Source organism: Sodalis sp. dw_96, from assembly GCF_018449575.1.
GTDB lineage: Bacteria > Pseudomonadota > Gammaproteobacteria > Enterobacterales > Enterobacteriaceae > Acerihabitans.
The window spans coordinates 165,927-178,104 of record NZ_JAAVUT010000006.1; the positions used below are offsets into that span (position 1 = coordinate 165,927).

Genomic DNA, 12,178 nt, shown 5'->3' on the forward strand with positions numbered 1-12,178 from the left:
CTTTCTTCAATGGATGTTGGCCGGGCCGCCTGCATCCCCATCGGCGGGCCCCAGTTTGAAATGGGCTTTGGCGGGATCCCCAACCTGGTGCGGAAGGTCCGCTTCCCAGGCCAGATAGGCGGCGCTGGCGGCGGCATTGCCTTCATGGCGATCGTGCAGCCAGAATAAGAAATCGATTTGCAGATTATCCCCGGGGGTTTGCGAGCTGCTGTGCAGTTCCAATCCGGCGGCCAGCCAATCCTGTCGTTTACCCTCCACCGCCGTGGCGTTGAATCCCGCGTCGATCAAATCCATGACCACCCCGTGCGCCAGCGCCGGCTGTTCGGCGAAGACCAGGATTTCCCGGGCATTGCCGATGAGGTCGGGCACATTATCCAGCCGCGAGCGGTTTACCCAGTGCGTGCCGGCGGGATGATAACGGCGATAGTCCCAACTGCGATCGGCGGAGAGTCCGATGGTGCCGTTCTCCAGTCGATGCCGCGCGGCGGCGGCGTCGATCCGCGGGACGAGCGGCGGTGGAAGGATATGGGATGGCGGACGACTGCCCTCGTCAATGCCCGCCAGCACATAACATTGCCAGCCCAACTGTAAAAGCCAATGGGCGGTGGTGGTGGCCCGAACGCCGTCATTGTCGTTGAGCACAATACGGCCACCGCGCGTGCCCACCCATTTATCCAGCGCCTGAACCAGCTGTCCCCCCGGCACCCAGCGGGCATCGGCCCGATGGCCGCGCCGGTACTCGTCACTGTTGCGGACATCAAACACGTACGTGGTGCGGTTTCCATCCTGCTGCCACTGTCGGAGGATTGCCCCGTCGATATATTGCACCTCGTACCGCTGCGCCAGCCCGGACGCTCTTTGCCGGGCCGATTGGACGGCAACCTCGCTCTGGGGCTGAAAGTAGCGGGCGCCGTCTTGGACAGTGGCCAAATCCGCCAGCCGCCAGCCCTGAGTGCCGCCGGACAACGCCAGGACCTGATTGGGAACCCCGGCATTGATCAGGGTCTGCGCGCCGATAATGCCGCGGGTGCGGCCGGCGCAGGAGACCACCACCAGGGTGTCAGGCGAAGGCACCAGATCGTCGAAGCGGTAGAGCAATTCGGCGCTGGGTACGGAAATGGCGCTCGGTACATGGAAGCGGTCGTACTCCTCCACCGTCCGGCTGTCTAAAAGAACATAATCTCCCTGCTGTTCAATCAGGCGCGCCAGTTCGCCGGGCTCGATGGCCGGTGTATGATGAAAATGCTCGATGAGTTCGGCAAAGGCCTTGTACGGCACATTCACGCCTTTAAACAGCGGCAGCCCCGCTTGCTCCCAAGCGCCGATCCCCCCGTCGAGGACATGGATGTCCGAATAACCCAGGACTGACAGGCGTCCCGCGGCCCGTTCACCCCGGGCGGTATTTTCCGCCAGCAGTACCGTGCGGGTATTGGCGCGGGGCACCAGGGCGGGGAACTGGTTTTCCATTAAACTGTAAGGCGCATTGACCGCCAGCAGCGGATGGTCATCGCCATACAGCCCTTCTTCCCGGATGTCGATAAAGGCCAGCTCTTCGCCGTCTTCAAGCCAGTTCAGCAGGTCGGACAAAGGGATGGCCGATCCATATTCACTATGTCTAGTCATAAATAACCCCTTTTCAACCCGTTATCTTTCACGCGGCAGTGATGTTGGCCGCTATACCCTAAATACTTCAAGTTGCAGGTGCGTTGGCAATACTCGGCCCCTCCCTGGGCCTCGCCCCTGACGGGGCCGCGAAAAGTCGCGTTCAAATCTGCTCCAGGCAGATTTGTCCTCGCTCACCCCAGTCACTTACTAGGGTAAGTTCCTGGGGGGCGCTGCGTCGCCGTCTTTCTGCAACTCGAATTATTTAGGGTGTAATGAAGTCAAATAATTAAAAAACTTACAGACGCAGGCCCGCTTGTTTCAGCAGCGGCAGGATGCGTTCGCCGAAGTAAGCCAGTTCCGGTTCATAATCCACAAAGCAGAGTTGCAGCCCGTCGCAGCCGATGGCCTTGAGGCGCAGGATTTGCCCGGCTACCTGTTCCGGCGTGCCCACCAACTGAATGTTGCCCCCCACGATACGTTCATCGCGCTGATGGCCGCGCCAGGAACGGCTGTCGCCGGTGGCATGGGTATGGAAGAATCCGTCCACCGCGCCATGGTCGGCCTGCCGGATGATCTCCTGATAAACCCCTTGCGCTTCGGCCTCGGTATCCCGGGCGATAATCATCGGATTTACCAGGATGCGGACGTCGCGGCCAATGGCCGCCGCCGCTTCCCGCACCTGGCGGGTGATGCCCGGCAGCGCCTCGATGGCCGCGTCGAAGGAGGCGCCGGCGGGGCTGGTGACGAAAATCAAATCCGCCTGGCGCACCGCCTGTGCGATGCCTGCGGGGGAGCTGGTGGCGCTGACGATAATCGGCCGGCCATAGCGGGGTTTAGGGGTCACAAAGGCCTTGCTCAGCGTCCATTGTTCACTGTGATAATCAAGATCCTCTTCGCCGGCCCAGAGCCGTTGCAGCAGGGATACATACTCATCCGCCAGCTCGTAGCGGCGGTCATGATCGGGCTGCACCTGACCGAACATGGCCCATTCGTCTTTGCGAAAACCGGTAACGACGTTGAGTCCCCAACGGCCGCCGGACATATGGTCAAGGGTGGCGCCGAACTTGGCCAAATGCAGCGGATGCCAGGGGCCGTAAAAAATATGCACGGTGGAAATCAGCAAAATGCGTTCGGTCACCGCCGCCAGCCCCGCCGCCGCCATTAATGTGTCGAGGGCGGTTTCGCGGTAGCGAATATCACCGCCGAAACCCCCTTTGGACAGCCAGTGGGCCGGGCCGAACACCAGGTCGAACCCCAGGGCTTCAGCCTGGCGGGTCAGCGCCGCGTTGTAATCGAAGGTCCAGTCGGTGGCCCGCGGGTAGGCGGACATGGTCCAGCCGCCGTTATGTATGGGTAAAAACAGTCCGAGTATCAGCGGTTGATCCATGACTTTCCCCAGCGGGCTGTCATGAGGAAGCGGCGGTAAAACGGGGTAAGGCATAATCCACCTCAAAATGTGCTGGTATTCAGGGAGAAACGCTCCGAAAAAATCGTTGCGCCAATCGCGCCAAATACGTCAATTGCCGGCCACCATGAACGGAGTGATAGTGTTAATCACGTTAATGGGGGTCATTGAATCCATCGCTAATCGCGATAATCCGGTTCGCGCCGGTCCAGCAGACGCCTTAACGCTTCAAAATGCAGCTGATAGCCGGGTTTGTATTGTTCACCCGGCGAATTGTGCAGCGGCGTGTTGTGAATTTGATCCTGCACCTTGTCCACCTGCGCCGGGCTTAACCCCCGCAGACGCTGACCGGTCCACAGGGCGAACAGTTGAACCCGGGCGGCCCGTTCCAGGGTATAGAGGCGATCGTAGGCCTCGGCGGCGGAACGGCCGGTGACCAATACGCCGTGGTTTCCCATAAAAAGAATGGTTTTTTCTCCCAGTATCTCCGCCAGGCGTTCGCCTTCCGCCGGATCGCGGGCCAAGCCGTCGTAGGCGTCATCGTAGGCAATTTGATCGAGCAATAATGCCTCCGTCTGGCCGAGGGCCAGCAGATGCTGGCTTTCCAGCCGGGTCAGCGCGCCGGCGTAAGGCATATGGGTATGGAACACCGCCTGGTGCTTGGCATGGGCGGCATGTATCGGCGCGTGGATGCAATACGCCGAGCGCTGAATAATGCCTTCTCCCGCCAGCAGCTTGCCGTCGAAGCCGATGGTCATCAGCTGGCTGGCCTGGATTTCCGACCAGTGCAGGCCGAAGGGCGGCAACAGGAACCGGTCGTCGGTCCCCGGAACCGCCAGGGTGAAATGATTGTAAATGCCTTCGCTGAAATCGTGCCACACCGCGAGCCGGTGCGCGGCGGCCAGATCCCGTCTGGCCTCCAACCGCGCCGGCTCGGTGGCGTCATCGGCGAAATATTCTCCGGCCCCTTGGCGTGGCCGCCCGTTGAGATTCTCATCGGCACCATTCCGTGGCGACGTGCCGGCAACGCTGTTTGCGGCGTTGGAAGGTTCGGTTGTTTCACGCCGATCGTGCTGGTAGAAAGCGGTCATGTTTATTTTCCTCCGGGTTCCAAAGACACGTCTTTAAGGGACGATAAAGCCCCGTCGGGGGCGGTGCTGACGCCTTTAAGCCGTGCGCTGTAAACGGTAAAATTCTGTTGTTCCACCAGGGGTATCACCGGCAGATCGGTTTGCGCCAGACGCTGGAACTGGTGGAAATCCTCAGCGCGTTTGGCCGGGTCGCTTTCCACCTGCAGCGACGCGATCAGCGCGTCCATCTTGGGATTGGTATAATTCGAGGCATTGGACCAGGGCGTCCCTTTGGCGATGTTTTTGCTCCAGTAGTGGCGCAGCCCGCCAATCTGGGGATCCATCATCGGGACCCAGCGGCCGGTCTCGATATCGAAATCATAATCGCTGTAGATACGCTTGATAAACGTGGCGAGGTCCTGATTGCGCACCGTCAGCTCGATACCTATCTTGCTCAGGCTCTGGCGGATAAATTCGGCCTGGTTTTTGAAGCCGTCGTTGACCGGGAAATAATCAATGGCCAGCTTAAAACGAATGCCGCCCGCCTTGCGCGGGTAGCCGGCCTCATCCAGCAGCTTTTCCGCGGCGGCGGGATCGTACGGATACTGCGGTACGCCGTCGGCGGTATAAAACTGTTTAAGGGAGGAGGGGATCGGGCCGGTGGCCGGTTTCCCCAGCCCGTACCAGACCACATCCACCAGCGCCTGTTTATTGATGGCCCGGGCGATGGCCTGGCGGACCTTCAGATTCGCCAGGATGGGATTTCGCAGGTTGAATTCCAGGAAGGTATAGGCCGCCGATGAATCGTAGCCCTGCTTGGTGACCACCAACTGCGGATTCTGGCGCAAACGCTGTACGTCGGAGAGCGGCACCGAGTCATAGGGGGCGTACAGCGCTTCCCCCGTTTCCAACGCCGCCGCCCTGGAACCCGCGTCGGGAATGATACTGAAAATGACTTTGTCCACTTTGGGTTTGCCGCTGTCCCAATAATCGGGGTTGCGTTCCAGTTCGATATATTGCCCCCGCACCCACTTCACAAACTTGAACGGTCCGGTACCTACCGGCTTGGCGTTGTAAGGGCTGGTGCGAATATCCGATCCGGCGAATAGATGCTCGGGCAGTATCTCCGCCTCATTGGCGTTAATGGAACTCATGATAACCAGCGACGGGTGCTCAAGGCGGAATATCGCGGTGTATTGATCAGGGGTTTCCACGTCTTTCAGGGCGGCAAACGTGGTGCGTCCCCGCGGATGGACTTTCTTCCAGACCTCCAGGGCGGAGTATTTCACGTCCGCCGAAGTGAAGGGCTGGCCGTCATGCCATTTCACGCCGTGGCGCAAATGAAAGGTTATGCTCAGGCCGTCCGGCGCCACCTCCCAGGAGGTGGCCAGGCTGGGTTCCGGCTGCATATCCTGATTGTAAGTGACCAGGCCTTCATAAATATTATTGGATACCACCCCGTTGGGGAAATTGGTATTGAAGGCCGTATTTAACGCCACCGGTTCGGGTTGGACGATAGCCACCAGATTGCCCCCGGCGGCCAGGGAGGAAAACGCGGGAAAAAGGCTGAAAAGACCCATGGCGGCGAATAGCGCTTGTCGCAGGGTAAGGCTGAATTTACGCATAACAAATAATCTTACATCCTCGAAAAAGAACCAAAATAATCCCATATAGAAAACAAGGTAATATCTGATTTGTGGTAAATCCGCTGATAACCTAGCGAATATTCATTTTTTAGTAACATATTCGAAACACTTTAAAATAGAAATGTCTGGTCTTTTTAGCCAATGCTTTTTTTAGCTTAGTTAATAACAATCCTGCTATTAAGCTGAATGTGGTAACGGAGATTTGGATTTCACGCGGAAGAGGCAGTCCGTTTGTTCGGCAGATATCTTCGATGCAATTGGTGATTTAAAGCTTATTAATTATTGAGTTATAGTTTGGTGTGTTTTATGTGAAAATGATAAATGCAATAACGCGAATAATGTCTATCGTTATGAACAATATTGATATGGCCGGCAGGGCAGCCGTAAGGTCGCGGCCTCAGACAAGAAGGGATTGATGAATGATGTCGTTTTATAGTATTGCATTTCAATACATTACTTTATTGGTATTTGTTTTTTAACATTCTTATAGCATTGTGATGTCTATAAACATCATTTATTGATATTTAGTGAAATGGCAATCGTCGGGATAAACTTTTACGGATTTACATTTCACCTGCGCCACATCGACAAAATAATATTAATTAGAGAAAAGGTTTAGTTCATGTCACGGAAATTCATATCCGCTTTATCCCTGGGGATAATACTGCTGGCGCTGAATGCCATGGGCCGGGTACTGGCGGATGAGCAGACGCCGGTACGAGGCGGAACGCTAATCGCCGCCATATATCCGGAGCCGGTTACCTTGACGGCCACCTATAATAATCAATACGCCAATCGGGTTATCTCCGCCAATATCTTTGACGGATTAGTGTATTACGACGATAACTATCGGCCCCAGCCCCGACTGGCCACCTCTTGGGAAGTGGCGCCGGACGGCCTGAGCATTACCTTTCATTTACGTCACGGCGTGAAATGGCATGACGGCCAGCCCTTCACTTCGGCGGACGTGAAATACTCCGCCCTGGAGGTCTGGAAGAAAGTCCATTCTCGCGGACGCTCCACGTTTGCAGCCCTGAAAGACGTGGAAACACCGGATGATTATACCGCCATTTTCCGCTTAAGTTCGCCTTCCCAGGTCATTCTCAGCGCGCTGGACGGCGCGGAATCCCAGGTGGTGCCCAAGCATATATTTGACGGCAGCGATATCCGCAAGAGCCCGGAAAACGCCAGGCCCATCGGCACCGGTCCCTTTCGTTTCAAGGAGTGGAAGCGCGGGCAGTACGTTATCCTGGAAAGAAATCCGGACTATTGGGATAAGGGGAAACCCTATCTGGACCGGGTGATTTACCGCTTTATTCCCGACGCGGCGGCGCGCAGCGCGGCGTTGGAATCCGGCGAAGTGTCCTATATCCCTTATGCCGGGGTGCCATTTTCGGATATCGCCCGCCTGAAACAAAATCCGGAGCTTAAATTTGATTCCCGCGGGTATTCTTACGCGGCGCAAACCTATTTTCTCGGCTTTAACCTGCGCTCGGTCCCATTGTCCAATCTGAAGGTCAGGCAGGCCATTGCCCATATCATCGATCGTCAACGGATTATCGATACCGTCTGGTACGGTCAAAGCAAGCCTGAATACAGCGTGGTGCCCCAATCATTAACCCAATTTTTCACGCCGGATATCCCCCGTTACGATTACAGCGTGGATGCGGCCCGTAAGCTACTGGATGACGCCGGTTATCCTGTCAAGGCGGGCGGCAAACGATTCACCCTGCGTCTTTATACCGACCCGAGTTCCAGCCAGTTTCTGCTGGCGGGGGAGTTTCTGCGCCAGGAGTTTAATAAAATCGGCATCGCTATCGACTTTACGCCGCTGGACAACGCCACCTTCCTCAAGAAGGTTTATACCGATTATGACTTCGATATCATTTTCCAAGGCTTCGGGGTGATGCTGGATCCGCAAATGGGATTAACGCGTGTCTTTTATTCCAAAGCCCAATCGCCGGGGGTGCCCTATGCCAATGCTTTCGCTTACGTCAGTCCGGCAACGGACCGGTTGATTGAAGCCTACCAGAATGAAGTGGACCCCAAAAAACGCATTGCGGTGATTGCGGATTTCCAGCGGCAAACCCTCACCGATCTGCCGCTGTTGCCGGTAATGTCGGCGCCCTTTTTCACCGTTTACAACCGCAAATTGCACGGTCTGGATTTCTCGCCGGCGGGAGCGCATTCCGGCTTTCGAGACGCCTGGATAGCGGCAAAATAGATGAAGCGCAACCCTGGTTTGCGACCCCTGGGAAGTCACGCAATTGCCGAAGCGCAGTCGGGATTTTATTTCTTGTATGTCGGGGCCATGGTTCTGCCCGGCAAGGTTCACTGATAATTGGAGCGGCGTTATGTCCTTGAATATTAATCCCCTCAACCCCGCCAAAGCACCGGAGGATCGTAACGGCAGGTTTGAAGAACCGGTGGCCGGCCGGGATAGCCGGGACCCTTTGCTCGCCGCCGCGCGGGATATCGGTATCAGGCTGGCGGTTGACGCCTCGACGCGGGACAAAGAGCGTATTTTGCCCCACGACGAACTGAACTGGGTGTTGCAGGCGGGCATCGCCGCGGCCAGGGTGCCCAAAGCCTACGGTGGTCCTGAACTGAGTTACACCGATCTGGCGCGAATATCCATCCTGCTGGCGAAGGGCGATCCCAACGTCGCCCAGATATTGATCCCGCATTTTACCTCGGTTGAGCGCATTCGCCTCACCGGCACCCCCGATCAGCAGGCACGCTATTTTCACGGGCTGCTGCGGGGGGATTTGATAAGCGGCGCCACCGGGGAGCTGGGAGGCAGATTCGTTTCGGACATGACTACCCGGCTCGTTAATACCCCGCAGGGTTTGCGATTGCGAGGCCAAAAATTCTACAGCACCGGCGGATTGATGGCGGACCGGCTGCGAGTGACGGCGAAGGATGATAGCGGCGATACGGTATCGGTTTTTGTGTCGCGGGGGTGTGCGGGAATAGTGCAGCACGATAATTGGGACGGTATGGGGCAGCGTTTAACCGCCAGCGGCACCACGGAATTCCTTGATGTCGCGGTGGCGGAAGATGAGGTGATGTTCTACAGCGGCGAAGAGCGAAAGAAACGCAATTATCAGCCGGCCGCCACCCAAATGCTGCACTCCACCATTGAAGTGGGTATCGCCCTGGCGGTGCTGGACGACGCGGTGGCCTGGGCGCACCACGGGGCGCGTCCCCGGGCCGACTCCGGCGTGCAGCGTTCGGTGGATGACTGGTTTGTGCAGCATACCGTCGGCAATATCATCGCTCACGCCCATGCGGCCGAAGCGGCGCTGCTGCGCGCCGCGGGGCTGGTGGATACGGCGGTGGCGGCCTGGTACGGCAAGGCGCCGGCGGATGAGTTGGAGCAACGGCTGATTGAAGGCTCCATCGCTGTCGCCGAAGCCAAGATAGTCTGCAACGGCGCCGCACTGCGGGCGGCGGAGCTGATTTATGAGGTGGGCGGCTCATCCGCCACCCTGCGCGAGCATAATTTTGACCGTCATTGGCGCAACGCTCGCACCCATACCACTCACGATCCCATTAATCATCGCTATCGGGTGGTGGGTAATTATTATCTCAATCAGACGCCGCCCCCCATCACCATGTATGACTGATAGCGCTGTAGTCCGGGTCGGATAACCGTTTTGCCATGGGTAAAAATGATGACAGCACAGAAAAAACAAATGCATTTGGGGGCTTTTTTGCAGGATGTCGGCCACCATATCGGGGCCTGGCGCCACCCGGACGCTCCGCTGAACGCCGGCATGAATCTTGAGCATTTCAAGCTGCTGGCGCGGCGGGCCGAAGCCGCCAAGTTCGATATGATTTTCCTCGGCGACCAGATGACCTTTCAATACGAGGAAGACGAGCATATCGGTCGCACCACCCGGACCGTCAATTACGAGCCGCTCACCTTGTTGTCCGCCCTGGCGATGATAACCGAGCGCATCGGGCTGGTGGCGACGGCATCCACCAGCTACAACGAGCCGTTTAACGTGGCGCGCAAATTCGCCTCGCTGGATCATATCAGCGGCGGGCGATCCGGCTGGAATGTGGTCACCTCCTGGACGCTGGGGGAGGCGCTGAATTTCAATCGCGACGAGGTTATGGATCACGGCATGCGCTACCAGCGCGCCCAGGAGTTTGTGGATGTGGTGCAAGGACTGTGGGACAGCTGGGAAGACGACGCGCTGCTCAACGACAAAAAGACCGGGCTTTTTTTCGACCCGGACAAGCTGCATGTATTGGATCACCAGGGCCGGTTTTTTAAGGTGAGGGGGCCATTAAATATTTCCCGCGCTATCCAAGGCCAGCCGGTGCTGGTGCAGGCCGGTTCCTCCTCCGACGGCCAGGATCTGGCGGCCCGCAAAGCCGAGGTGATTTTCACCGCCCAGCGGTCCCTGACGGAGGCGCAGGGATTTTATCGCAACGTCAAGGAGAAGATGCAGGCCTATGGCCGTCGACCTCATCAGTTGAAGATCATGCCGGGGGTGTTTCCCATCGTCGGCGCGTCTCAGGCCCATGCCAGGGAAAAATTCGAGCAGTTGCAAGAGCTGGTGGATCCGAAAATCGGCTGGCCGGTGCTGGCCCGGCATTTGGGCGGCTTTGATTTGTCTTCCTATCCTATCGATGGTCCGGTGCCTGAATTTCCTCTGACCCAGGGCAATCAGAGCCGGCAGCGGCTGTTGGCGGATTTTGCCCGGCGGGAAAACCTGACGATACGTCAATTGTACTGGCATGTCACCGGGACCCGCGGCCATTGGGCGATTTTCGGCACGGCGTCGGAGATTGCCGACCAGCTTGAAGAGCGCTTTACCGGCGGCGGCGCGGACGGCTTCAACATCATGGCCCCCTGGCTGCCGGGGGGATTGCTGGAATTCATCGATCAGGTGGTGCCGGAGCTGCGGCGCCGGGGGTTGTTCCGTACGGAGTACAGCGGGTCGACGCTGCGTGAGCATTTGGGTTTATCCATACCACCGAACCGTTATACCCATCCATCAGCGGAAGTCGCATCATGAGCGGGGCGCAGCGTCAGATGAACCTGGGGGTGTTTGTGGAAACCACCGGCCGGCACTTGGCCGGCTGGCGCCACGAAGCGGTGAATCCCCTGGCCCCCCTTGATGTCGGGCATTACCGGCGGGTGATTGAGATTGCCGAGCGCGGCCTGTTTGATTTGTTTTTCCTGGCGGACGGGCTGGCTATTCGCGATCGTTCAGCCGAACGCCTGGGCCGCGGGCCGAAAGCGCATTTTGAACCCCTGACCCTGCTGTCGGCCCTGAGCATGGTCTCCCGCCATATCGGGCTGGTGGCCACGGCGTCCACCACCTTTAATGAACCCTTTCATCTCGCCCGGAAATTTGCCTCGCTGGATTTTCTCAGCGGCGGGCGGGCCGGTTGGAATATTGTCACCTCTTCAAGCCACGCCGAAGCGGAAAACTTCGGCAACCGCCCATTGCCGCCGGCGGAGGACCGCTACCGGCGTGCCGGCGAGTTTGTGGAGGCGGTGCGCGGGTTATGGGATAGCTGGGATGACGACGCCATCGTCGCCGATCGTGAATCGGGCCTCTATTTTCGCCCCGACGGACTGCATGCCCTTCATCATCACGGTGAGTTTTTCGACATTCGGGGACCGCTGAACATCGCCCGTCCGCCGCAGGGGCACCCGCTGCTGGTACAGGCCGGGTCATCCCCCGCCGGCATCGCGCTGGGGGCCAGGGTCGGGGAGATCATCTATACCGCCCAGACCACCCTGGAGGATGCAAAATCTTTTTATTCGCTGCTTAAGGGATTGGCGCAGAAGGCTGAACGCCGTCCTGATTCGCTGCGCATTCTGCCGGGGCTGTTCCCCATCGTCGGCCGCTCCCGCGACGAGGCGCGGGAAAAATTCGATTATCTGCAATCCCTGATTCATCCCGAGGTGGGATTGGCGCAGCTCGAACATCATCTCGGCGGGGTGGATTTGTCCGGTTATCCCGTTGACGGACCTTTGCCGGAAGACATTTTGCCCGGGGAAGGCAGCGACAGCCGGAGCAGGTTGCTCAGGCATATTGCCCGACGCGATAACCTGAGCATCCGGCAGCTGTATTTGCAGGTGTCCATCGCCCGCGGCCATCCGGTATTAATGGGTACCGCGATGGATATCGCCGATTATATGGCCGCCTGGTTTCAGGAGGGCGGCGCGGACGGGTTTAATATCATGCCCGGCTGGCTGCCCGGCGGCCTGGGGGATTTTGTCGAGCTGGTGGTGCCCGAACTGCAGCGACGGGGGCTGTTTCGCACCGAATACCGGGGTTCCACCACCCGGCAAATCATGGGGCTGGCGCGGCCGGTCAGTCGGTACAGGGCTGCTTAAACCGAATGCCGGGATGCATTAACCGGGAAATTATGGGACTGGTGTGGCCGGTGAGCCGCTGTGGGTGCCTTAAATGAATAATCAG

8 protein-coding genes are annotated in these 12,178 nt (G+C 58.1%); 4 read left to right on the forward strand and 4 right to left on the reverse strand.

Annotation, left to right across the window (positions count from 1 at the left end; genetic code table 11):
• Nucleotides 1–6 precede the first annotated feature (6 nt).
• From HB631_RS11835 to HB631_RS11850, 4 genes are all read right to left on the reverse strand, one after another.
• Nucleotides 7–1,623, reverse strand: a complete 1,617-nt coding sequence (locus HB631_RS11835) for a rhodanese-like domain-containing protein (protein ID WP_213991355.1) — start codon at nucleotides 1,621–1,623, stop codon at nucleotides 7–9.
• Between the two features lie 277 nt (nucleotides 1,624–1,900).
• Nucleotides 1,901–3,046 carry an LLM class flavin-dependent oxidoreductase gene (locus HB631_RS11840; RefSeq protein ID WP_213991356.1) on the reverse strand — a complete coding sequence of 382 codons (1,146 nt, stop codon included), beginning with the start codon at nucleotides 3,044–3,046 and terminating at the stop codon, nucleotides 1,901–1,903.
• Nucleotides 3,047–3,189: 143 nt separating this feature from the next.
• A complete protein-coding gene (locus HB631_RS11845) occupies nucleotides 3,190–4,101 on the reverse strand; it encodes a class II aldolase/adducin family protein (RefSeq protein WP_213991357.1) in 912 nt (303 codons plus the stop codon).
• 2 nt (nucleotides 4,102–4,103) lie between these two features.
• A complete protein-coding gene (locus HB631_RS11850; RefSeq protein WP_213991358.1) occupies nucleotides 4,104–5,705 on the reverse strand; it encodes an ABC transporter substrate-binding protein in 1,602 nt (533 codons plus the stop codon).
• A gap of 643 nt (nucleotides 5,706–6,348) precedes the next feature.
• Between HB631_RS11850 and HB631_RS11855 the strand changes: the two genes are divergently transcribed.
• The 4 genes from HB631_RS11855 (at nucleotide 6,349) to HB631_RS11870 (ending at nucleotide 12,093) form a co-directional block, all read left to right on the forward strand.
• Complete coding sequence (locus HB631_RS11855; protein ID WP_213991359.1) at nucleotides 6,349–7,950, forward strand: ABC transporter substrate-binding protein; 1,602 nt, start codon at nucleotides 6,349–6,351, stop codon at nucleotides 7,948–7,950.
• Nucleotides 7,951–8,080: 130 nt separating this feature from the next.
• Nucleotides 8,081–9,355 carry an acyl-CoA dehydrogenase family protein gene (locus HB631_RS11860; protein ID WP_213991360.1) on the forward strand — a complete coding sequence of 425 codons (1,275 nt, stop codon included), beginning with the start codon at nucleotides 8,081–8,083 and terminating at the stop codon, nucleotides 9,353–9,355.
• A 45-nt stretch (nucleotides 9,356–9,400) separates the two neighbouring features.
• Nucleotides 9,401–10,759, forward strand: a complete 1,359-nt coding sequence (locus HB631_RS11865) for an LLM class flavin-dependent oxidoreductase (protein WP_213991361.1) — start codon at nucleotides 9,401–9,403, stop codon at nucleotides 10,757–10,759.
• A complete protein-coding gene (locus HB631_RS11870; RefSeq protein ID WP_213991362.1) occupies nucleotides 10,756–12,093 on the forward strand; it encodes an LLM class flavin-dependent oxidoreductase in 1,338 nt (445 codons plus the stop codon). Before HB631_RS11865 ends, HB631_RS11870 begins: the two co-directional genes overlap by 4 nt.
• Nucleotides 12,094–12,178: the final 85 nt, after the last annotated feature.